We start from the raw sequence: 21,645 nt of genomic DNA, 5'->3' as shown, positions 1-21,645 counted from the left end.
GGACGCAATGTCGTACGTCGAGATACCGGGCGCGAAGGTACCCATCCGCATGTGGACCGATCCCGCGTCGGTCGAGGAGGGTGCCCTGCAGCAGCTCCGCAACGTGGCGACCCTCCCCTGGATCAAGGGCCTGGCCGTGATGCCGGACGTGCATTACGGGAAGGGGGCGACGGTCGGGTCGGTCATCGCGATGCGGGGGGCGGTGTGTCCCGCGGCGGTGGGTGTCGACATCGGGTGCGGGATGTCGGCGGTGAAGACGTCGCTGACGGCGAATGACCTGCCGGGGGATCTGTCCCGGCTGCGGTCGAAGGTCGAGCAGGCGATTCCGGTGGGGCGGGGGATGCATGACGATCCCGTGGATCCGGGGCGGCTGCACGGGTTCGCCGCCGGGGGATGGGACGGGTTCTGGGGGCGGTTCGACGGGGTCGCGGAAGCGGTCAAGTTCCGTCACGACCGGGCGGAGAAGCAGATGGGAACGCTGGGCGGGGGGAACCACTTTGTCGAAATCTGCACGGATTCGACCGGTTCCATCTGGCTCATGCTGCACTCCGGTTCCCGGAACATCGGCAAGGAGCTGGCGGAGCACCACATCGGCATCGCCCAGAAGCTCCCGCACAACCAGGGTCTGGTCGACCGTGACCTCGCCGTCTTCGTCGCGGACACCCCGCAGATGGCGGCGTACCGCAACGACCTGTTCTGGGCGCAGGAGTACGCGAAGTACAACCGCACGATCATGATGGCGCTTCTCAAGGACGTCGTCCGCAAGGAGTTCAAGAAGGCGAAGCCGACCTTCGAGCCCGAGATCAGCGCGCACCACAACTACGTCGCCGAGGAGCGTTACGACGGCATGGACCTCCTGGTGACCCGTAAGGGCGCGATCCGTGCGGGCTCCGGCGAGTACGGGATCATCCCCGGCTCCATGGGCACGGGCTCGTACATCGTGAAGGGCCTCGGGAACGAGAAGTCCTTCAACTCCGCTTCGCACGGCGCCGGTCGGCGGATGAGCCGCACCGCGGCGAAGCGTCGCTTCTCGACGAAGGACCTGGAGGAACAGACGCGGGGTGTGGAGTGCCGCAAGGACTCCGGCGTCGTGGACGAGATCCCGGGCGCGTACAAGCCGATCGAGCAGGTCATCGACCAGCAGCGGGACTTGGTGCAGGTGGTGGCGAAGCTGAAGCAGGTCGTCTGCGTGAAGGGCTGAGAACGAAAAGGGCTGAGAACAGTGATGGGCGCGGCGCTCGTGCGCCGCGCCCCTCATGCGAAGCTGCTGTCCATGGTGATCGTCCGCTCCGCCGCTCTGTTCGTGCTGGCCGCGCTGTTCGAGATCGGTGGGGCCTGGCTGGTGTGGCAGGGGGTGCGGGAGCACCGGGGGTGGGCGTGGATCGGGGCGGGGGTCGTCGCGCTGGGGGCGTACGGGTTCGTGGCGACGTTCCAGCCGGACGCGCACTTCGGGCGGATTCTGGCGGCGTACGGCGGGGTGTTCGTGGCCGGGTCGATCGCCTGGGGGATGGTCGCGGACGGCTATCGGCCCGACCGCTGGGATGTGACGGGCGCGCTGATCTGCCTCGCGGGCATGGCGGTGATCATGTACGCGCCGCGGGGGAGTTAGGAACGGGGAGAGGGCTCAGGAGCTCTCGGAGGAGGGCTCCTCGGGCAGCAGGCCCAGTTGGCCCAGGAACTCCATCTCGTCGAAGTAGAGCCGGTATTCGACGATCTGGCCGTCCTTGACGGTGGCGAAGTCCACGCCGCGGATCTTGATGTCCTTCTGCGTCGCGGGGAGGGTCTCCCCGGAGGGCAGCTGGATCGGCCCGGTGTTCTTTCCGCTGAAGAAGCCTTCGTCGATGGCCGTGTCGCCGGCCTCGTACGCGTGCACCGTCTCGAACGTCCCCTCGGGGATCGCTTCCGTCATCTGGCGCCAGTACTCGACGATGTTGTCGCGCCCGCGGATCTCGCCGCCGTCGGGGGTGACCGCGACCGCGTCCTCGGCGTACAGCGCGGCGAGGGCCTTCAGGTCCGGGTGTGTGGTCACCGCGTCCGTGAGCCGGTCCATGACGTCACGTGCCTGTCCCATGGTCCACCTCCTGCACTGGGGATCACTCGTCTCATTGTCCCACCGCACGCCTATCCTGGCCGGGCAGGGACCGTTCGATTCCGTTCCGTACCGCTTCAGGAGCAGCTCATGGCCACCGCCGCACCGTCCGCCGCCTCCCGTATCGCCGTCGTGACCGGGGCGAGCAGCGGGATCGGCGCCGCCACGGCCCGGCAGCTCGCAGCGGCGGGGTACCGGGTCGTGCTGACCGCCCGCCGCAAGGACCGTATCGAGGCGCTGGCCGAGGAGATCAACAACGGTGGCGGGCAGGCCACGGCGTACGCCCTGGACGTCACGGACCGCGCGGCGGTGGACGAGTTCGCGTCCGCGTTCCGGACGATCGGTGTGCTGGTCAACAACGCGGGCGGCGCGCTCGGCGCCGACCCGGTGGCGACCGGCGACCCGGCCGACTGGCGCTCGATGTACGAGACGAACGTCATCGGCACGCTCCACGTCACCCAGGCCCTGCTGCCCGCGCTGACCGCGAGCGGTGACGGCACGGTGGTCGTGGTGTCGTCGACGGCCGGGCACGGGACGTACGAGGGCGGCGCGGGCTATGTCGCCGCCAAGCACGGCGCGCACGTCCTCGCCGAGACGCTGCGGCTGGAGATCGTCGGCACGCCGGTCCGGGTCATCGAGATCGCGCCCGGCATGGTGAAGACGGACGAGTTCGCGCTGACCCGCTTCGGCGGTGACGCGGACCGGGCGGCGAGTGTCTACGAGGGTGTGGCCGAGCCCCTGACCGCCGACGATGTCGCCGACACGATCACCTGGGCGGTCACCCGGCCCTCCCACGTCAACGTCGACCTGCTCGTCCTGCGCCCCCGCGCCCAGGCCTCCAACACCAAGGTCCACCGGGAGCTGTGATGTCACCCGAGGACGGACCGGTGCCCGAAGGCGACCTCACGCCGGAGAAGCGCCGTCTGGCGGAGGAGAAGAAGAACGAGCGGTATGTGTGGTGGTACCTCGCGTACTTCCTCTTCGGTATCCACATCGTGGCCTTCGTGATGATCTACGCGGTCACGCACGCGAAGTAATCACGCACGCGAAGCAGGAGGAGGAAGAAGGAATAGGAGGAAGGGAGCCCTCGTTCGCGGGTATAGTTGAATAGTGAACAACCTGGGAGGGTGGCAGCGATGATGCAGTTCGGGATCTTCAGCGTCGGTGATGTGACGCCGGACCCCACGACGGGCCGCACGCCGAGCGAGCGTGAGCGCATCAAGGCGATGGTCGAGATCGCGTTGAAGGCCGAGGAGGTCGGGCTCGACGTCTTCGCCACCGGGGAGCACCACAACCCGCCGTTCGTGCCGTCGTCGCCGACCACGATGCTCGGTTACGTCGCCGCGCGGACCGAGAGGCTCATCCTCTCCACCGCCACCACCCTCATCACCACCAACGACCCGGTGAAGATCGCCGAGGACTTCGCGATGCTCCAGCATCTGGCCGACGGGCGGGTGGACCTGATGATGGGGCGCGGGAACACCGGGCCCGTCTATCCGTGGTTCGGGCAGGACATCCGGCAGGGCATCAACCTCGCCATCGAGAACTACGCGCTTCTGCGCCGGCTGTGGCGCGAGGACGTCGTCGACTGGGAGGGGAAGTTCCGCACGCCGCTGCAGGGCTTCACCTCCACGCCGCGTCCGCTGGACGGCGTACCGCCGTTCGTCTGGCACGGGTCGATCCGCTCGCCCGAGATCGCCGAGCAGGCCGCGTACTACGGCGACGGCTTCTTCCACAACAACATCTTCTGGCCGGCCGACCACACCAAGCGGATGGTCGAGCTGTACCGGCAGCGGTACGCGCACTACGGGCACGGCACGGCCGAGCAGGCGATCGTGGGGCTCGGCGGGCATGTGTTCATGCGGAAGAACTCCCAGGACGCGGTGCGGGAGTTCCGGCCGTACTTCGATGTCGCGCCGGTGTACGGCAACGGGCCCTCGCTCGAGGACTTCGCCGACCAGACGCCGCTGACCGTCGGGTCGCCGCAGCAGGTGATCGAGAAGACGTTGGCGTTCCGGGAGTACGCCGGTGACTATCAGCGGCAGTTGTTCCTCGTCGACCATGCGGGGCTGCCGCTGAAGACCGTGCTGGAGCAGATCGACATGCTCGGCGAGGAGGTCGTGCCGGTGTTGCGGGAGGAGTTCGCGAAGGGGCGGGCCGCGGGTGTGCCGGACGCGCCTACGCATGGGGCGCTGGTGGCCGCGGCGGAGAAGGAGAGCGTGGCGTAAGGGTCGTCCAGGGGCTGCCGCCCCTTCGACCCCGCGCTTGGGTGCGTTTGTCGGCTGCGGGTGGGTGGGGGTTGCTCGCGCAGTTCCCCGCGCCCCTGAAAAGCAAGGGGCTAGCGCCCCGTGCTTTTCGGCCCGCAGGGCCGTGTCTTTCAGGGGCGCGGGGAACTGCGCGACCAGCCCCCACCCACCCGCACCCGACTGACAGCGCGTGCCCTCTGGCGCAGCCAGGTCCTCGCCCTCGTCGACTCTCGCTCCCATGTGCGCTGGAGCCTTGTCGCGCGTAGGTCGGCGAACAAGTGGTCGTACTTGGCGACGATCGGGGCCGGGTCGTAGCGGTGGGCGCTCTGGAGGGCGGCTCGGCCCATGGCGCGGCGGAGGTCGGGGTCGGCGGTGAGGTCGAGGATGGCGTCGGCCAGGGCGTGGGGGTCGTCGACGGGGACGAGGCGGCCGTCGGTGCCGTCGGTGATGATCTCGGCGGGGCCGAGGGGGCAGTCGGTGCTGACGACGGGAACGCCGCAGCGCATCGCCTCGACGAGGGTCATGCCGAAGGACTCGGCCTCCGAGGCGCTGACGACGATCGAGGCGCGCGCGAACTCCTCCTCGATGGGGGTGTGCGGGCCCATCAGATGGGCCCGCTCGGTGAGGCGGAGGTCCTCGATGAGAGTCTCCAGGCGGTCCCTCTGTTTACCGCCGCCGTAGATGCGCAGCTGCCAGTCCGGTTCCTTCGCGGCGACCTTCGCGAACGCCTCCAGGAGGAGGTCGAAGCGTTTGCCGCGGGCGAGGCGGCCGGCGGCCGCGATGACGGGGGCCGTGCCGTCCGACGGGGTGACCCCGGCCGCCGGGACGATGTTGGGCACCGACATCACCCGTACGCCCGGCAGTTTCATCCGCGCGCGGTACACCGCCGCGTCCGCCGCCGTGGTCGTGACGACCGCGTCCAGGGTGCGGTAGTGGCGGGCGAGGACCTTGCGGAGCTCCTTGGTGTGGGCGTCGTGCCGCAGATGCTCCTGGCCGATGCGCAGGGCGCGGCGGGGGGCGAAGCGGGAGACATAGACGTTGATGCCGGGGCGGGTGCCGATGACGACGTCGGCGCCGCAGCGGGCCAGATAGGCGCGGACCCGCAGGTCGGTGAGGCGGCTGTACTGGCGGTGGCGCTTGTCCTCGGCAGGGAAGTCCGTGGCGGGCCGCGCCTGGGCCGGATCGCGCAGGTCGGGGCTGTACGTGCGGATGTCCACCAGGGGGACGAGCGCGACCCTCGGGTCGACGGTGAAGCGGGGTTCGTCCAGGTGGCGGGAGACCGAGGCGATCTCCACGTCGTGGTGGTCCGCCAGCGCCGACGCCAGGTTCAGTGTCGTACGGACGGTGCCGCCGATGGCGTACGCGTTGTGCAGCAGGAACACGATCTTCATGCGGCGGCGGCTCATGTACTACCTTCCCGACGGTGTATCGGCGTATCGACGTATTGGCCCGGTTCGGAACCTTTGTACTCCATCCGCTGGTTCTGCCCGTGTTCCCGTGCGGGCGGAGGTCACACGGGGATGCCACGGACAACGCTGCTCCGGAGAAGTGAGCCGTATGCCCGGTCGGGGTGAGAGGCCGGTAAGAAGGGCGGCCCGGTGCTCCTGACGTGGTGGTGGGCGTCCGTGACCTTGGCAGACTGGTGAGGTGCCCCAGAACGTGCTGCTAGCCGAGGACGACCGCGCCATCCGCCATGCCCTGGAACGCGCGCTGACCCTGGAGGGGTACGAGGTCACGGCGGTCGCCGACGGCGTCGAGGCGCTCGCCCAGGCCCACCGCAACCGGCCCGACGTGCTCGTCCTCGATGTGATGATGCCCGGCATAGACGGCCTCCAGGTCTGCCGGGTGCTCCGCGCGGAGGGCGACCGGACGCCGATCCTGATGCTCACCGCGCTCGTGGAGACCGCCGACCGGATCGCCGGCCTCGACGCCGGCGCGGACGACTACGTCGTCAAACCGTTCGACGTGGAGGAGGTGTTCGCGCGGCTGCGCGCGCTGCTGCGGCGGACGGGCGAGGCGGACTCGTACGTGCGGCCGCCCCAGTCGCCGTCTTCTGCCGCCCCGGCCGCTGCTGCGGCCTCGCCGCCGGACGGCGGTGGGCTGCTCACGGCCGCCGGGCTGCGGATGGACGTACAGGCGCGGCGGGCGTGGCGCGGGGCGCGGGAACTGGAGCTGACGCGGACCGAGTTCGACCTGCTCGAACTGCTCGTCCGCAACGCCGGCATCGTCCTCGACCACGCCACCATCTACGACCGCATCTGGGGCTACGACTTCGGCCCCGGCTCCAAGAACCTCGCCGTCTACGTCGGTTATCTGCGCCGCAAGCTCGACGAGCCCGGGGCGCCCGCGCTGATCCACACCGTGCGGGGTGTGGGGTACGCGCTGCGGGAAGACTGAGGGCGGCGCTCGGTGCCGTCCCGTCCCGTCCGGGTGCTGACCCGGCTGCTCTCCCGGCTGCGGCCGGTCCCCTCGCTGCGGGCGACGTTCACCGTGTCGTTCGTGGCGGTGGCGTGTGTCGTCACCGTCCTCGTCGGGATTCTCAGCTACAGCGCGGCGGCGCGGCTGGTGCGGGTCGACGAGCAGACCGTGTTCGCCGAGGTCGTGCGTGACCTGCGTGAACTGGTCGAGCAGGACCCGCTGACCCCGGAGGACTTCGCGCCGAGCGACAGCGGCGGCCCGCGCGACGACCTGATCCGTTCCGGCCGTACGGACGTCCAGGTGCTCGGCCCGAGCGGGGAGATCCTCGACGAGGGCGCCCCCGGCCTGCCCGTACGTGACGCCGACCGCCGTACGGCCGGCGCGGCCCCGGCCGGGGTGCTGGTCGAGCACGGCGAGGTCGAGGTCGGCGACGACCGCTACCGGGTGGTGACGGTCGCGCTCGGCGGTGGCCGGGGGGCCGTGCAGGTCGCGCAGGAGTTCAGCGACACGGAGGATCTGCTGCGGGAGTTGCAGCAGCGGACCCTGCTGTTCGTGTCGGGTGTCGTCCTGTCGGCCGGGTTGTTCGGGTGGTGGCTGGCCCGGCGGCAGACCCGGCGGCTGGTGCAGTTGGCGGGGGCGGCGGAGGACGTGGCCCGGACCGGGCAGCTGGGCATCCAGGTGCCGGTCGCGGGCCGGGACGAGGTGGGCCGGCTCGGGCGCTCCTTCGACCGCATGCTGGTCCGCCTTGCCCAGTCCGAGGAGGACCAGCGGCGGCTCGTCCAGGACGCCGGGCACGAACTCCGCACCCCCCTCACCTCGCTCCGTACGAACATCTCCCTCCTCCGGCGCATCGACGAGCTGCCGCCCCGTATGCGCGAGGAACTCGTCGACGACCTCTCCCAGGAGGCCCTCGAACTGACCGACCTGGTCAATGAGTTGGTCGACCTCGCGGCCGGGCAGTCGAGCACCGAGCCCGTGCGGCGGGTGCAACTCGCCGACCTCGCGGAGGAGGTGGCGGGGACCGCACGGCGGCGCACCGGGCGCGAGGTCGTCGTACGCGTCGCCGGTGACACGACCGTCGAGGGGCGGCCCGGGGCCCTCCAGCGGGCGATCTCCAACCTGGTGGAGAACGCGGCGAAGTTCGACCGCGGCGGATCGGGCGCGATCGAGGTCGTGGTCGCGCGGGGGGCGGCGAAGGGCCTGGGAGAACTGGGTGAAGTGGGGGAGCTGGGCGGCGACTCCGGCGCACCGGCGGCGGGTCCGGACATCGTCCGGGTCGAGGTGCTGGACCGGGGGCCCGGAGTCCCCGACTGCGACCTGGAGCGGATCTTCGACCGCTTCTACCGGGCCCCGGACGCCCGCAGCCTGCCCGGGTCCGGGCTGGGCCTGTCGATCGTACGAGCGGTGGCGGCCGGCCACGGCGGGGCACCGTTCGCGTTCCGGCGGGAGGGCGGGGGGTTGGTCACCGGGTTTACGGTGCGGGGGGTCGAGGGGTGAGCGTCACCAACGCCCCGTGCCCCGCCTCGTCGTGGGCTCTCCCTCATGCGGCGGTGCCGGACGCCCCCGCGCTCCAGCGGCCGAGGACCGGCTCGGTCAGGGCGCGGGCGGTCCAGCAGAGGGTCTGGCCGTGGCGTTCGAACAGGTCGTCGCGGTCGTCGAAGTGGCCGAGGTCGGCGACGACCTGGGCGGAGAGGTCGCAGACGGTGCCGTGCGCGGAGCCGCAGGCGTCCCACTGGACGCCGGTGCGGGCGACCGCGTCGAAGAGGGTCTCGCCGCCCTTGTTGGCGAAGCCGCCGGGGGCTCCGCCCGTGTCGGCGGGGGCGGTGAAGAGTTCGCCGATCGGTATCCATGCGCCGCTGATCCGGAACTCCGGCCAGGCCAGCAGGACCTGCTCCGGCACGAACGGCTTCAGCCGCGGGAACCGGGGATACCAGAAGGTGCCGTCGACGAGCAGCCCGCGCACCCGTGTCCGTACGCGGACGGCCCGGGCGACCGCCTCCAGCGCCGCCATCCGCTGACTGCACGAGCCGCGCCCGAGCCGCAGGGTCCGTGACACGCGCCGGCGGTCCTCGACCGAGTACACCGGCCGTACGTCCCGCGCGATGATCCGGTGTGCGCTCCGCAGCGCGTCCCGCGGTGTCGCCTCGCTCAGCACCCGGCGCGCGACCGCCCCGACCAGCGGATCGTCGTGGTCCAGGATCTCCGTGGCCCGGGTGGACCCGGCCACGTCCCGCGGGCTCCGGGCCCGTGCCCCGGCCCGCTTGGCCCGCGCGTCGTACGACATGAGCAACCGACTGGTCATGGCAGTTCCGTCCCCGTACCCGTGTTCGTTCCCCGCTCCCCGTGGGGAGCCCGCCCGTCCCCTGCGGGCGCTCGCGGCCCATCATCACACGGGGTGGGGGACGGGCCATGGGCCACGCGGGGTGAGAGCCGGACGGCTGCCGGGCCTTGGGCGACGCGCTTTCGTAGTACTTCCACCGACCCCATTGCGGCGGCGCGAACACGCCGACTACGGTCATTCCTGCGCTCACGGAGAGTGCTCAACTGATCACACATATACATCTCGCCTGCATGTCGCCTCGCAGCTCGTCCGCAGTCCGTCCGCAGTCGTCCGCAACCCACCCCTGCGTACCGCCAGTTGAAAGCGCGCCCCGGGCCGTCGACACCCGAGGAGGAGCCACCGACGCGGTAGGGACCCGAGCAATCCCTTCTCGTCGCAATGGAGTTGATCATCCATGACTGAAACTGCCCGTGACGTTCCCGCCTCAACCCCCTGGCTCTCGCCCACGGCGACGACGTACACCCTCTTCTGCCCGCCCCTGGACACCTCCCCGCACATCGCCCGCGACTTCGTCTCCACCGTCCTGCGCGCCCTCGGCCTCGACGCCCTCGTGGACGCGGCCGCCCTGTGCACATCCGAGCTGGTCACGAACGCCTGTGTGCACGCCAAAGGTGGAGGATCGGTTCTCTGGCTGGCGGTGGAGGCCTGGCGGGTCAGAGTGATCGTCTACGACGGTGACGAGAACCCGCCGGTCATAAGGGAGTTGACCCCGGGCGGCTGGGAGGAGGGCGGGCGTGGGCTCTACCTGGTGGACGCCCTCACCGAGGGCCGCTGGGGGACCGCCGCCGCCCTCCCGAACGGCGGGGGCCTCGTCCACCCCGACGGCAAGGCGGTGTGGTTCGACCTGGCGGCTCCGAACTAGCGGGACGGACGGATCCGGCCCTTCGGATGAGGGGTGCGTGTCACTCCCCGACGCGTACGGCGTGGTGCCAGGCCGTGTCGCGGGCCTGGCAGGCGGCGAGGACCTCGGCCGGGTCCTCGGTGACGTACACCCCGAGGGCGGCGTCCTCGTCGTCGAACGCGAGCCGGGCGAGGATCTTCGAGTCGAAGAGCCAGAAGTCATGGTCCGGGAGGCCCAGTTGCTCGGCGGCGGCGCGGGTGAGAGTGCGGATGTCCTCCCCGTCGGCGAGGTGCGCGGGCGCCATGGCCCGGAGGAACTCCTGCCCCGGCGTGGGCGGTTCGTCGACGATCCGCACCCGCTCGACCCGCTTGCCCTGGGCCGTCTGCGCGCGGACGTTCACCCGCCACGCGTTCGGCCGCCCCCGCGCGATGTCCTCGCCCGCCAGGAACCGGGGCCACTTCGCGCTGTTCCGGTCGGCGGCGTAGCCCCGGCGGGTCTCCAGCCGCCACGCCGTATGCCGGAACTCCTCGAAGAGATGCGTGATCGAGGCGATGGGCTGTAGTCCGAAGGGGCCGGAGCCGCCGTCGTCGGCGGCGCCGGTCGTTCCGATGAACCTGAGCGTCACGTCGTCCTCCGGCTGCGCGGGTGGAGATCCTCTTCTCAGCGTCGTACGGCCGTGGGGTTCCGCGCGACCGGAGTCGTCGCCCGGCTGCCCAGGAGGCCCAGGGCGGCTTCCGACGGGGACCCGGGCTCCGCCGTGTACGCGATCAGGCGGTGGCCGGAGGTGCCCGGGACGAGGAGGTTCTCGAAGGTCAGGGTCAGCGGGCCGACGCGGGGGTGGCGCAGGTGCTTCACGCCCGAGGTGCAGGTGCGGACGGGGTGGCGGGACCAGAGGGCCGCGAACTCGGCGGAACGCACCGCCAGTTGGCCCACGAGTTCGGCGAGGGCACGGTCGTCGGGGTGGCGGCCGGCGATGACGCGGAGGGAGGCCACGGAGAGTGCCGCCTCCTCGCTCCGGTGCGCGTGGAGGTCGCGGTACCGGGCGTCCAGGAAGAGCATCCAGGTCAGGTTGGGGCGGTCGGCGGGGGTGTCCGGGGCCTCGGGCGGCAGATGGGCGGCGAGGAGGGCGCGGCCGAGGGGGTTCCAGGCGAGGACGTCGTTGCGGCGGTTCAGGACGAGGGCCGGTACGTCGGTCATGGCGGCCAGGAGGCGACGGGTCGAGGGGGTCGCGTGCTCCGCGTGTGCCGTGGCGGGGCGGGCGGCGGAGGGGGAGGAAGGGACCGGGCGGGCCAGGGCCTTCAGATGGGCGGCCTCGTCCTCGGTGAGGCGCAGGGTGCGGGCGAGGGCGTCCAGGACGCTGTCCGAGGGGCTGAGGGCGCGGCCCTGTTCGAGGCGGGTGTAGTGGGTGATGCTCACCCCCGCGAGCGTCGCCAGCTCCTCGCGGCGCAGGCCGGTCACCCTGCGGCGGGTCGGGTGCGGGGTGATGCCGGCCTCCTCGGGGCGCAGCGCGGCCCGGCGGGACCTGAGGAAGTCGCCCAGCTCGGACGGGACGTTCATCGTGCCTCCCGGGTCGACGGTCCGTGCGCGTGCGGGGCCGTGAGCGCCGCCCCTTCCATCATGCACAGGGCCGTGGACGGGCGGGGGCCGTGAGGGTGGTGCCGCGATGACCACCCTTGCGCCGACTGTGCGGGACAGGGTTCTGGCTGGGGTTCGCGGGACGGGCGAGCCTCTCTCCGTAGCCGCGCGTGAGGTCGTACGACGAGGGCGTACGACATGGACGTACGCCGAGGACGAGAAGGCGTACGCCGAGGACGAGGACGTACGCCGACGACGATGACGTACGACGGATGCGCGCGGACGGTGCACGAGGAGAGGAAGGGACTCGACGACATGTCCGTCACAGACTCGGAGGCGGCCGGTACGGCGCCCCGCCGCCGACGCGATACGGCGCCCGGCCCGGCTGCCGCCACCGCACTCACCCCCCGGCTCCGGCTGACCCTCGTGGTGCTGCTCGCGGCCCAGTTCATGCTGGCCGTGGACTTCTCCATCCTGAACGTGGCGTTGCCCGTGATCGGGGAGGGGCTGGGGTTCTCGCTGGCGGGGCTGCAGTGGATCGGCACGGCGTTCGCGTTGTGCGCGGCCGGTTTCACGCTGCTCTTCGGGCGGGTGGCCGATCTGTTCGGGCGTCGCCGTCTCTTCCTCGGCGGGCTGGTGGTGCTGGCCGTGGCCTCGCTGGTCGGCGGGCTCGCGCGGGATCCGGAGGTGCTGATCGCAGCCCGGGTCTTCCAGGGGCTGGCGACGGCCGCCGTCACCCCGGCCGGGCTGTCGCTGCTGACGACCTCCTTCCCGGAGGGGCCGCTGCGGGAGAAGGCGCTCGGTCTCAACGGGGCGTTGATGTCGGCCGGTTTCACCACCGGCGCGATCCTCGGCGGGCTGCTCACCGATCTGCTCTCCTGGCGCTGGGCGTTCTTCGTCAACGTGCCCGTCGCCCTCGCCGTCCTCGTCATCGCGCCGACGGTCATCAAGGAGTCCCGGATCCAGGAGCGGCCGAGGCTGGACGTGCCGGGTGCCGTGAGCGTCACGCTCGGTCTGCTGGCCGTGGTCCTCGGGCTGACCCGGGCGGGGGAGCACGGCTGGGGCTCGCCCGCCGCGCTGCTGTCGCTCGCGGTGGGTGCCGTCCTGCTCGTCGTCTTCCACGCCGTCGAGCGCCGGGCGGCCGCGCCGCTGGTGCCGGTCGGGGTGCTCGGGAAGCGGTCGGTGGCCTGGGGGAACGTCGCCGGTCTGATCGCCTTCCTCACGGAGACGTCGCTGGTCTTCCTGCTCACCCTGTACCTCCAGGAAGTGCTCGGGTTCTCACCGCTCGCCGCCGGGCTGTCGTTCGGGGTGCTGGGCGTCGGGACGGTCGTCGGCGGCACCCTCGCGCCCAGGGTCATCGGCCGGCTCGGCACCAGGCGGACGCTGATCGTCGGGGGTGTCGTCCAGACCGTGTTCACCGCCGCGCTCCTCGGGCTCGGCGACGACCGTTCGTGGATGTGGCTGCTGCTGGTCGCCACCTTCGCCGGCGGTGTCGGCAACATGCTGGTCATCGTCGGCTTCATGGTCACCGCCACCTCCGGGCTCGCCGACCACGAGCAGGGCCTCGCCACCGGTCTGGCCACCATGACCCAGCAGATCGGCATCACCATGGGCACGCCCATCATGAGCGCCGTCGCCACGGCCGCCCTCGGCGGCAGCGGGGCCGCGGCCGTGCTCGGCGGGCTCAAGGTCGCGATCGCCCTGAACGCCGCCGTGGTGCTCCTGGGCACCCTCACCAGTGCGTTGTTCCTGCGGGAGGGCCGGGTGCGGGAGTGATGCGGCGCACGGGTCTGTTCACATGTCGAGGGGCAGATACGGAGGGGTGGATGCGAAGAGGCAGACCCCGTTGGCCGACCGGAAGGTGACCACATGCGGAGCAGAGCGGACTTCATCGCGGAGGCGTACGGCCTCGGCGCCGGGGCATGGCGCATGGAGCCCGTCGCCCGTGGCGCGCTGGGGCAGATCTGGCGGCTGTCGGGCGGGGGCGGCGGCGGTGTCTCGTGGGCGGTGAAGGAGCTTCTGTTCGAGTGTGACGAGGAGCAGGTGGGGCGGGAGGCGGCGTTGCGGAACGCCGCGGAGGCGCTGGGGATCTCCGCGCCCCGGTTGTTCGCGGACCGCGAGGGGGCGTACGTGTCGCGGCTGCCCGGCTCGTCGGGCGGGTCGTACGTGAAGCTGTACGACTGGGTCGACGGGGACGAGGCGGATCCGGCCGACCCGGAGATCCTGGGCTGGTGCGGGCGGACGCTCGCTCCCGAGTGGTGATCAGCTGACCTGACGTGGGTGTTCTCACGCCGGATACGCGTGGGTCTGCGTCGCCTTCACCGTCACCCATACCGGTGTTCCCGGGTGGAGGCCGAGTTCGGCGGCCGCCACGGTCGTGAGGTCGGCGGTGAGCGGGAGTTCGCCCGTCAGGTCGGCGCGGATCTGGTCACCGTGGACCTCCAGGCCGGCCACCTCGCACCGCCAGAGGTTGCGGGCGCTGGAGCCGGTGGGCCGGTCGCGGTGGAGGGTCACGGCGCTCGGGGGGAAGGCGACGAAGACGGGGCCCGTGAGGTCCTCGGTGGTCGTGATCGCCGGGCGGTCTGTGGTTTTGGCCGGCGTGTCCGCCGGGCGGCCTGTGGTTTTCGTTGGCGCGCCCGCCGGGCGGCCTGTGGTTTTCGCCGGCGTGTCCGCAGGGCGGCCTGCGTTCTTCGTCGGCGCGCCCGCCGGGCCCCTGCCGCCTGTGTCTCCTACGGCTCCTGTGGTCGCCATGCCCTCCGTGTCGAGGCGTACGACGTGGCCCTCGGCCTGTCCCCGGTACAGGTTCAGGCCGACCAGGTGGGCGATGTAGTCCGTGCGGGGGTGGCGGGCGATGTCGCGTGGGGTGCCCTCCTGGACCACCCGGCCGTGCTCGACGACGACGAGCCGGTCGGCCAGGACCATGGCGTCCAACGGGTCGTGCGTGACGAGTACGGCGACGGCCTCGAACTCGGCGAGATGGCGCCGGAGTTGGGCCCGTACGTCGAGGCGGGTGCGGGCGTCCAGCGCGGCGAGGGGCTCGTCGAGGAGCAGCAGGCGGGGGCGGGTGGCGAGGGCGCGGGCGAGGGCGACGCGCTGGGCCTGGCCGCCGGAGAGGCGGCGCGGCTTGGTCCCGGCGTACTCGGCGAGACCCATCCGGTCCAGCCACTCGGCGGCCTGCGCGCGGGCTTCCGCCTTGGTCGCGCCCTGGCAGCGGGGGCCGAAGGCGATGTTGTCCAGGGCGGTGAGGTGCGGGAAGAGCAGGTAGTCCTGGAAGACGACACCGACCGGCCGGGACTCGGGCGCCGTACGCTCCAACGCGGCCCCCTCCAGCCGTAGATGGCCGCCGGTGAGCGGGGTCAGGCCCGCCAGGGCGCGCAACGCGGTGGTCTTTCCGGCGCCGTTGGGGCCGAGCAGGGCCACGACGTCGCCGGGGGCGGCCGTCAGGGAGACGTCCAGGCGGAAGTCACCGCGCTGGACGACGAGGTGGGCGTCCAGCCCTTCGGAGCGGTCGGCGCCGTTGGCGGCGAGAGCCGGATCGACGGCGGCCGGGGTTTCACTCATCGGCACTTCGCTCACTCACCAACCTGCTTGCTCGGCATGCCGCCGGACCGCGATTGCGCCGGCTCGCGATTGCGCCGGTCCGCCGCTTCGCCGGCTTGCGTCATGACGCCGTCATCCAACGGTCCCGCAAGCCCGCCAGCACCGCCACCGACACCGCGAGCAGTACGAGGCTCAGGGAGATCGCGGCGGCCGGGTCGCTCTGGAGGGCGAGGTAGACGGCTAGGGGCATGGTCTGGGTGCGGCCGGGGAAGTTGCCGGCGAAGGTGATCGTCGCGCCGAACTCGCCCAGTGCCCGCGCCCAGGCGAGGACCGCGCCGGCGGCGACGCCGGGGGCGATCAGCGGCAGGGTCACCCGGCGGAACGCGGTGAACCGGGACGCCCCCAGCGTCGTCGCGGCCTCCTCGTAGCGCGGGTCGGCGGCCCGGAGCGTGCCCTCGACGCTGATGACGAGGAACGGCATCGCCACGAACGCCTCGGCGATCACGACCCCGGTGGTGGTGAAGGGAAGGGTGAGACCGAACCAGTCGTCCAGCAGGCGCCCGACGACCCCGTTGCGGCCGAGCGCCATCAACAGGGCGACACCGCCGACCACCGGGGGCAGGACCAGGGGGAGGGTGACGAGGGCCCGTACGAGACCACGGCCCGGGAACTCGACCCGGGCCAGCACCCACGCCAGCGGCACCCCCAGCACCAGGCTCACCACCGTGGCCAGCGTCGCGCACACCAGCGACAGCCGCAGCGCCTCCCACACCTCCGCGCTGGTCAGCTGCTCCGGCAGGCTCGACCACGGCGTCCGCACGAGCAGCGCGACCAGCGGCAGCACCAGGAAGGCGACGCCGATCAGGGCGGGGAGGAGCAGCGGGACGGGGACGGAGCCGCGCAGGCGCCGTACCCGCCGTACCCGTCGGGCCCCGCCCGCCACCACGGTCCCGGACGCGTCCGGGCTGCCGGAGGGCCTGCTCACGGCTCCAGGAATCCGGCCCCGGTCAGGACCTGTCGGCCCTCGGCGGACCGCACCAGCTCGATGAACGCCTCGGCGGCGTCGGCGTTGGGCGCGTCCTTGAGGAGGGCGATCGGGTAGTCGTTGACGGCGTCGGCCGACTCGGGGAAGTCCACGCCCTCCACCTTGTCACCCGCGGCCTGCACATCGGTCTTGTAGACGACCGCCGCGTCGGCCTCCTTCAGCTCGACCTTCGTCAGGGCCGCCTTGACGTCCTGCTCGTACGAGACGGGCGTGAGCTTGAGGCCACTGGCCTCCAGCGCCTTCTGCGTGGCGGCGCCGCACGGCACCTCCTTGTCGCACAGCACGACCTTGAGGCCCGACTCGGTGAGGTCCTTCAGGGAGGCGATCCGGTCGGGGTTGCCCGGCAGGGTCACGATCTCCAGCTGGTTGCGGACGAAGGTGGCGGGTGCGCCGGAGGCGTCGCCCGCGTCCGTCACGATCGCCATCGTCTTCGGGCTGGCAGAGGCGAACACGTCGGCCGGGGCGCCGCCGGTGATGCTCGCGGCGAGGGAGTCGCTGCCGCCGAAGTTGAAGGTCACCTTCGTACCGGGGTGCTCCTCCTCGAACCGCTTCCCCAGCGTCGTGAAGCTCTCCTTCAGCGACGCGGCGGCGAACACGGTCACCGTGCCGGAGAGCTCGTCCGAGGAGCCGGACGCGGCGGGCGACGCCTCGTCGGAGGAGGAGCAGGCGCTCAGGGTCACCAGCAGCGCGGCGGCGCCCACGCCGGCGACCAGACGCACGGAACGGATCATCACGATCTCCCTACCCACTCCCTCGGAGCCGGCCCACCCAGCAAGCCGGACGCTACGCCGACCATCTTGACGCATGTGCGAGGGGTAAGTCTCCTGTGGCATCGCATGAGCCAGGTCACCTGGGCTTGTGGGAGCGCATGTGCGTTCCCATGGGTGTGCCGTTCACGTCCGGTCGATGTGCACATTCGTGGACTTCACCCGGGCCGTGGCCTCCATGCCGACCTCCAGGCCGAGCTCCTCCACGGCCTCGCGGGTGAGCAGGGAGACCAGGCGGTGCGGGCCCGCCTGGATCTCGACCTGGGCCGCCACGTCACCGAGCTTCACGGCGGTGACGATGCCGGCGAAGGCGTTGCGGGCCGACGTGTACGGCACGTCGGCCTCGTCGGCGGTGTCCGAGGCCAGCTCCACGGAGAAGGCCGCGAGGTCCTTCCCGTCGATGAGCCGGCGCCCGCTCTCGTCGCGCCGGGTCGCCACCCGGCCCGCGTCCGCCCACCGCCGCGCGGTGTCGGGGCTGACCCCGAGCAGCCGCGCGGCCTGACCGATTGTGTAGGACTGCATGAACGCCAAGATATGCGTCAGCGGGTCACGGCACGGCCGCCGGCCGGTGTCGCGCGCCGCCGCCCCGCCCGGCCGATCAGTACGGCCCCCACGGCCATCAGCAGCCCGACGGCCGCCGCGCCGCCCCCGATCGTCACCATCTCCGTGTCCAGCTCGGGGTGCTTCGTCTTCGAGGTGCCGTCCGGGGTGCCGAGGTGCTCCTCGCCCTTGTACGCCACCGGCTCCGTCCGGTCCGCCGGCGGCTTCTCGGCGGCCTCGATCGCGGCGGGCGCGTCGATGACGCCGTAGCCGTCCAGCGGGCTGTGGCCCTGGGCGGCGTGCCCGGCGGTCGTGGTCAGGATCGTCCGGACCTGGGCCGGGGTCAGCTTGTCGTTGTGGGAGAGCATCAGGGCGACGACACCGGACGCGAGGGCCGTCGCGGGCGAGGTGCCGTCGATCGTCGCGTAGCCACCGGTGTTGCTCGCGCTCATGATGTCGACGCCGGGTGCCGCGACCGCGTTGTACGTCCGCACGGTGGAGAACGCGGCCCGGGTGCCGCCTGGCTGGAGCGCGGCGACCGCGATCACGCCCGGGTAGCCCGCCGGGTACTGGGCGTCGTTGAACAGGTCGCCGTTGTTGCCCGCCGAGGCGAGGACGGGGACGCCCGCCAGGGCCGCGCGGCCCAGGGCGTCGGCCTCGTCCTCGTCGTAGCTGCTGCCGAGGAGCTGGTCGCCGATCGACATGGAGATCACGTCGGCGCCGTGCTCGATGGCGTAGTTGATGCCCTGCGCGACCGGGTTGCCGCCCTTGCTGTACCCCGGCTCCCCGCTTCCGTCGGTCACCCGGATCGACAGGATCTTCGCCTTCGGGGCGACCTTGAGGACGTCCGAGGCCATCGCCGTGCCGTGGCGGCCCTCGTTGTCCGCCTCGTCGGAGTCCGAGCCGTCCCCGATGTAGTCGGGGCCCGTGGTCACCTTGCCCTTGAGCGCGGGGTGGTCCGCCTCGACGCCGGTGTCCAGGACAGCGACGGTGACGCCCTCGCCCTGCGCGAGCCGCTGTGCAGCGCCCAGCTTCAGCGCCTGGTACTCCCAGGACTGCGGGGTCGTCTCGGCCGCGCTCGCCGCACCCGCGGCCGCCGTGCCGAGCAGCAGGGCGGCGGCCGCCGTGGCCGCGCCGGCCCGCCGCACGGTCCTGCCCATGCCTATGCCCGCACCCCTGCTCATGCCCGTGCCCGTGCTCATGAGGTCTCCAGGATCAGGTCGCCGAGGTGGTAGTTCAGGTCGTCGCACAGGGCCTTCGCCGCGCCCCGCCACGGCGCGCGGTCGTCGCCCGCGTCCCAGTTGTGGCTGCCGAACTCGCCGGGCAGATGGCCTGCCTTGCGGCCGTCGACCGCGCCGGTGGAGGCCACGAGGACGTACGGCAGGGACCCTTCGGGGACCACGATCCCCGCCCCGCCGTTGCTCCGCGCGTCGCTCCACTTCGCGGCGATGGTGCCGGGTACGGCGAGCGCCTTGACCCCGACCTCGGGGTCGAGTTTCTCCTCGTCCGCCTCGAAGAACGTGGTCATCTCCGTCTTCGCGGACTCCCCCGCGGGCAGCACGATCAGCGCGACCGTCCCGACGGTGTTCCCCGTCGGGTCCACATACGTGGCGCGCAGCACCGCCTCGCAGTCGAGCTTCGCCACAGCGGCCGAGGTGGCCTTGTTCAGCCCGGTCGCGCAGTCGGTGTCCTCGGATATGCCGACGCGGTGCCAGGTGGCCCGCGCGCTGTCGGCCTTCGTGGTCGTCGCGCTCACCCGGGGGGCCAGGTAGTCGGGGAACAGCTTGTCCGCCGGCTCGTTCCGCCACATGGTCGGGCCGTAGCCGTCACGGTTGGGAATGTCCTGGCTCGCGTTCGAGTACGCGTGACCGACCAGGAGACCGCCGCCGAGCATGCCGAGCAGGCCGAGGAAACCCAGGGCGCCGGCGAGACAGCCGCGGGCCGCGCCGCCCTTGGCCGGGGGAGGGGTCGGGACCGGGGCGGGGTGCGGTGCCTGACCCGGGTAGGGCGCCTGGCCGGGGTACTGCTGGGGCCGGTCCTGCGGCCATGACCCCAGCTGGGGCGGTTGGCCGTACTGCTGGGGCTGTTGCCCGTAGGGACCGGGCTGTTGGCCGTAGCCCCCGGCACTGCCGGGCGGCTGGGGCGGTGTCGGATAGGACATGGCCCCTCTCCTCGTCGTCGGGTGTCACTGAAAGGGCGCGCGACGCACGGAGGAGTGAACGGAAACGGCAAACACGAGCCGAAATCGGCAACGCGGAACGAAAACGGCAGAGTTGCACCCGCACATGCCCCCGTACATGCGAACGCCGATCATATAGAGCCACTTTGACGAGTCGTCGACCCGCTACCAAGACGTGATCAGCCGTCCCCTCACCCGCCGCCCGGCCTCAGTCGATACGGGCGAAGCGGCGCCCCGCGAGGAGCAGCAGAAGCAGTGACGGGAGCACGACGAGGGCGAGTTCGAGAAGGACCGGCGGGGTCCAGCCCCACCACTCGGGGCCGGCGTGGAACCAGGCCGGGGCGGCGGTGGTCGGGTCCGGGTCGGGCATGGTGCGGCGCAGGGCGTCGACGCCGTAGCTGAGCGGGTTGGCGAGGACGGCGGCGCCGAGCCACGACGGCAGGCCGCCGACGGGGAACAGCGCGCCGGACAGGAGCATCGCCGGGGCCATCGCCAGGCCGGAGACGATCTGGAAGGTCTCGGGGCGCCGGATGCACACGGCCGCCGAGACGCCGAGGGCGGTGAGCGCGAACGACAGCAGAGCCACCTCGCCCAGGACGAGCAGCAACCGGGGGTGGTACGGCAGCCCCATGGGACCGGCGAGGGCGAGGACCGGCAGCGCGTACAGGGCCCCGGTGGTGGCACCGCCCAGGCAGATGCCCGCCAGGATGGCGCCGCGCCGCACCGGCGCCACCAGCATCTGGCGCAGGAACCCGGACTGCCGGTCCCACATGAGCACCGTGCCGACGGCCACGGCCGGGCCCTGCACGACCATCAGCAGCGTGCCGGGGAACAGGAACGCCTGGTAGTGCCCGAGATCGCCCCCGGCGGACCCGATCCCGTTGCCGAGCACGAACAGGAACAGCAGCGGCGCGGCCAGCCCCATCACCAGCCGGGCCCGGTTGCGCAGGAACCGCGTCATCTCCCGCCGCCACAGGATCCGCAGGGTCCGCAGATCGGCGACGAAGGGCCCGGCACGGCGGTCGGGTGCACCGCGGCCGCCGGTCGCGTCGGGGGCAGGGGGCGAGAGGGAGTCGGACGTGGTCGCCGACGACAAGGGCATGCCTCCTCTGGAGAGCCGGGCGGCGCTAGCGGATCGTGCGGCCCGTGTGGTGCAGGAACACGTCGTCGAGGGTGGGTGAGGTGACCGTCACGGAGCGGACGGGCACGGTGAGCTGGGCGCAGAGGCGGGGGACGAGGGCGGCGCCGTCGGCCGCGCGGAGGCGTACGCCGTCGGGGCCGGTCTCCGTGGGCAGGCCGAAGGACCGGCGCACGGCCTCGGCGACCCGCTCGTCGTCATCGGTGCGCAGGGTGACGAGGTCGGCGCCGATGACCGCCTTCAGCTCGCGGGGCGTGCCCTCCGTGACCAGTTCGCCGTGGTCGATGATGGCGATGCGGTCGCAGTGCTCGGCCTCCTCCAGATGGTGCGTGGTCAGGAAGACGGTGATGCCGTGCTCCCGGCACAGCAGCCGCAGATACTCCCGGACGGCGGCCCGGGTCTGCGGGTCGAGCCCGGCGGTGGGCTCGTCGAGGAAGAGCACCCGGGGGCCGTGCACCAGCGCCCGGGCGATCTCCAGGCGGCGGCGGGTGCCGCCGGAGAGGGTGCGGACCACATGCCCGGCCCGGTCGGCGAGACCGACCAGGCCGAGCAGGGCCGTACCGGCCGCGCGGGCCGCCGCGCCGGGCAGCCCGTACAGCTCGGCCTGCAGCCGCATGCTCTCCATGACCGTCAGATCCTGGTCGAGGGTCTGCTCCTGGAAGACGACGCCGATCCGGCGCCGTACCCGCGCGGCCTCGCGGACCACGTGCGCCCCGGCCACCCACGCGTCGCCCAGGGTCGGGCGCAGCAGGGTGCAGAGCATGCCGATGGTGGTGGACTTGCCCGCCCCGTTGGGGCCGAGGAAGCCGAAGATCCGGCCCGCCGGGACGGTGAGGTCGAGCCCGACCACGGCCTCCCGCGTCCCGTAGAGCTTGCTGAGTTCCTCGGCGTGTACGGCGATGTCGTCGCCCGGCACGACATTCCCC

The 21,645-nt window shown here is 72.1% G+C and carries 23 protein-coding genes and 1 pseudogene; 11 read left to right on the top strand and 13 right to left on the bottom strand.

Features of this window, described 5'->3' with window-relative positions; translation table 11 throughout:
* The first annotated feature begins 7 nt into the window (after positions 1 to 7).
* Together JIX56_RS18400 and JIX56_RS18395 are read left to right on the top strand one after the other, a co-directional pair.
* Positions 8 to 1,201, top strand: coding sequence for an RtcB family protein (locus JIX56_RS18400; protein WP_257542076.1), 1,194 nt, complete (start codon positions 8 to 10; stop codon positions 1,199 to 1,201).
* Between the two features lie 72 nt (positions 1,202 to 1,273).
* Positions 1,274 to 1,609: a YnfA family protein gene (locus JIX56_RS18395; RefSeq protein WP_257550958.1), complete on the top strand. Its 336-nt coding sequence runs from the start codon at positions 1,274 to 1,276 to the stop codon at positions 1,607 to 1,609.
* Positions 1,610 to 1,624: 15 nt separating this feature from the next.
* Here the strand turns inward: JIX56_RS18395 and JIX56_RS18390 are convergent, their stop codons facing one another.
* Positions 1,625 to 2,071 (bottom strand): ester cyclase, encoded by a 447-nt coding sequence (locus JIX56_RS18390; RefSeq protein WP_257542074.1) that lies wholly within the window; start codon positions 2,069 to 2,071, stop codon positions 1,625 to 1,627.
* A gap of 108 nt (positions 2,072 to 2,179) precedes the next feature.
* On the opposite strand from JIX56_RS18390, the gene JIX56_RS18385 reads away from it, so the two are divergent.
* From JIX56_RS18385 to JIX56_RS18375, 3 genes are all read left to right on the top strand, one after another.
* Positions 2,180 to 2,956 (top strand): SDR family NAD(P)-dependent oxidoreductase, encoded by a 777-nt coding sequence (locus JIX56_RS18385; RefSeq protein WP_257542072.1) that lies wholly within the window; start codon positions 2,180 to 2,182, stop codon positions 2,954 to 2,956.
* Positions 2,956 to 3,126 carry a hypothetical protein gene (locus JIX56_RS18380; protein ID WP_257542070.1) on the top strand — a complete coding sequence of 57 codons (171 nt, stop codon included), beginning with the start codon at positions 2,956 to 2,958 and terminating at the stop codon, positions 3,124 to 3,126. Before JIX56_RS18385 ends, JIX56_RS18380 begins: the two co-directional genes overlap by 1 nt.
* A gap of 102 nt (positions 3,127 to 3,228) precedes the next feature.
* The gene (locus tag JIX56_RS18375) at positions 3,229 to 4,317 is read left to right on the top strand and encodes an LLM class flavin-dependent oxidoreductase (protein WP_257550956.1); all 1,089 of its coding nucleotides are present in this window, start codon (positions 3,229 to 3,231) and stop codon (positions 4,315 to 4,317) included.
* 149 nt (positions 4,318 to 4,466) lie between these two features.
* Here the strand turns inward: JIX56_RS18375 and JIX56_RS18370 are convergent, their stop codons facing one another.
* Entirely contained in the window at positions 4,467 to 5,726 is a 1,260-nt protein-coding gene (locus JIX56_RS18370; RefSeq protein ID WP_257550954.1) for a glycosyltransferase family 4 protein, read from the bottom strand.
* A 256-nt stretch (positions 5,727 to 5,982) separates the two neighbouring features.
* On the opposite strand from JIX56_RS18370, the gene JIX56_RS18365 reads away from it, so the two are divergent.
* Together JIX56_RS18365 and JIX56_RS18360 are read left to right on the top strand one after the other, a co-directional pair.
* Positions 5,983 to 6,732, top strand: coding sequence for a response regulator transcription factor (locus JIX56_RS18365; RefSeq protein WP_257542069.1), 750 nt, complete (start codon positions 5,983 to 5,985; stop codon positions 6,730 to 6,732).
* A gap of 12 nt (positions 6,733 to 6,744) precedes the next feature.
* Positions 6,745 to 8,250 carry a HAMP domain-containing sensor histidine kinase gene (locus tag JIX56_RS18360; RefSeq protein ID WP_257542067.1) on the top strand — a complete coding sequence of 502 codons (1,506 nt, stop codon included), beginning with the start codon at positions 6,745 to 6,747 and terminating at the stop codon, positions 8,248 to 8,250.
* Between the two features lie 43 nt (positions 8,251 to 8,293).
* Here the strand turns inward: JIX56_RS18360 and JIX56_RS18355 are convergent, their stop codons facing one another.
* The gene (locus JIX56_RS18355) at positions 8,294 to 9,055 is read right to left on the bottom strand and encodes a transglutaminase domain-containing protein (RefSeq protein ID WP_257542065.1); all 762 of its coding nucleotides are present in this window, start codon (positions 9,053 to 9,055) and stop codon (positions 8,294 to 8,296) included.
* Positions 9,056 to 9,488: 433 nt separating this feature from the next.
* Between JIX56_RS18355 and JIX56_RS18350 the strand changes: the two genes are divergently transcribed.
* A complete protein-coding gene (locus tag JIX56_RS18350; protein ID WP_257542063.1) occupies positions 9,489 to 9,956 on the top strand; it encodes an ATP-binding protein in 468 nt (155 codons plus the stop codon).
* A gap of 40 nt (positions 9,957 to 9,996) precedes the next feature.
* On the opposite strand, the gene JIX56_RS18345 is transcribed toward JIX56_RS18350, so the two are convergent.
* Together JIX56_RS18345 and JIX56_RS18340 are read right to left on the bottom strand one after the other, a co-directional pair.
* Complete coding sequence (locus tag JIX56_RS18345) at positions 9,997 to 10,560, bottom strand: DUF6879 family protein (RefSeq protein WP_306819860.1); 564 nt, start codon at positions 10,558 to 10,560, stop codon at positions 9,997 to 9,999.
* Between the two features lie 35 nt (positions 10,561 to 10,595).
* Positions 10,596 to 11,492 carry a helix-turn-helix transcriptional regulator gene (locus JIX56_RS18340; RefSeq protein ID WP_257542062.1) on the bottom strand — a complete coding sequence of 299 codons (897 nt, stop codon included), beginning with the start codon at positions 11,490 to 11,492 and terminating at the stop codon, positions 10,596 to 10,598.
* Positions 11,493 to 11,598: 106 nt separating this feature from the next.
* Here JIX56_RS18340 and JIX56_RS18335 point away from each other — a divergent pair, with 106 nt between their 5' ends.
* From JIX56_RS18335 to JIX56_RS18325, 3 genes and pseudogenes are all read left to right on the top strand, one after another.
* Positions 11,599 to 11,772, top strand: coding sequence for a hypothetical protein (locus tag JIX56_RS18335; RefSeq protein ID WP_257542060.1), 174 nt, complete (start codon positions 11,599 to 11,601; stop codon positions 11,770 to 11,772).
* Positions 11,773 to 11,825: 53 nt separating this feature from the next.
* Positions 11,826 to 13,286: an MFS transporter gene (locus JIX56_RS18330; protein WP_443032048.1), complete on the top strand. Its 1,461-nt coding sequence runs from the start codon at positions 11,826 to 11,828 to the stop codon at positions 13,284 to 13,286.
* Between the two features lie 93 nt (positions 13,287 to 13,379).
* A pseudogene (locus JIX56_RS18325) lies at positions 13,380 to 13,760 on the top strand (aminoglycoside phosphotransferase family protein); the annotation flags it as partial.
* A gap of 36 nt (positions 13,761 to 13,796) precedes the next feature.
* Here the strand turns inward: JIX56_RS18325 and JIX56_RS18320 are convergent.
* The 8 genes from JIX56_RS18320 to JIX56_RS18285 form a co-directional block, all read right to left on the bottom strand.
* A complete protein-coding gene (locus JIX56_RS18320) occupies positions 13,797 to 15,071 on the bottom strand; it encodes an ABC transporter ATP-binding protein (RefSeq protein WP_257542056.1) in 1,275 nt (424 codons plus the stop codon).
* Between the two features lie 100 nt (positions 15,072 to 15,171).
* Positions 15,172 to 16,035: a molybdate ABC transporter permease subunit gene (modB, locus tag JIX56_RS18315; RefSeq protein ID WP_257542054.1), complete on the bottom strand. Its 864-nt coding sequence runs from the start codon at positions 16,033 to 16,035 to the stop codon at positions 15,172 to 15,174.
* Entirely contained in the window at positions 16,032 to 16,826 is a 795-nt protein-coding gene (gene modA, locus JIX56_RS18310; RefSeq protein WP_257542052.1) for a molybdate ABC transporter substrate-binding protein, read from the bottom strand. Before modA ends, modB begins: the two co-directional genes overlap by 4 nt.
* 162 nt (positions 16,827 to 16,988) lie before the next feature.
* Positions 16,989 to 17,384 carry a TOBE domain-containing protein gene (locus tag JIX56_RS18305; RefSeq protein WP_257542050.1) on the bottom strand — a complete coding sequence of 132 codons (396 nt, stop codon included), beginning with the start codon at positions 17,382 to 17,384 and terminating at the stop codon, positions 16,989 to 16,991.
* A 17-nt stretch (positions 17,385 to 17,401) separates the two neighbouring features.
* Positions 17,402 to 18,604, bottom strand: coding sequence for a S8 family serine peptidase (locus JIX56_RS18300; protein ID WP_257542049.1), 1,203 nt, complete (start codon positions 18,602 to 18,604; stop codon positions 17,402 to 17,404).
* A complete protein-coding gene (locus JIX56_RS18295; protein ID WP_257542047.1) occupies positions 18,601 to 19,563 on the bottom strand; it encodes a hypothetical protein in 963 nt (320 codons plus the stop codon). The genes JIX56_RS18300 and JIX56_RS18295 overlap by 4 nt, the downstream gene beginning before the upstream one ends.
* A 226-nt stretch (positions 19,564 to 19,789) precedes the next feature.
* Positions 19,790 to 20,683: an ABC transporter permease gene (locus JIX56_RS18290; RefSeq protein ID WP_257542045.1), complete on the bottom strand. Its 894-nt coding sequence runs from the start codon at positions 20,681 to 20,683 to the stop codon at positions 19,790 to 19,792.
* A gap of 25 nt (positions 20,684 to 20,708) precedes the next feature.
* The gene (locus tag JIX56_RS18285; RefSeq protein WP_257542043.1) at positions 20,709 to 21,635 is read right to left on the bottom strand and encodes an ATP-binding cassette domain-containing protein; all 927 of its coding nucleotides are present in this window, start codon (positions 21,633 to 21,635) and stop codon (positions 20,709 to 20,711) included.
* Between the last annotated feature and the right edge of the window lie 10 nt (positions 21,636 to 21,645).

It is taken from the genome of Streptomyces sp. CA-210063 (genome assembly GCF_024612015.1).
Lineage (GTDB): Bacteria > Actinomycetota > Actinomycetes > Streptomycetales > Streptomycetaceae > Streptomyces.
The sequence above is the reverse complement of the archived record's forward strand: the minus strand, read 5'-3'. Positions and strand labels throughout refer to the sequence as shown.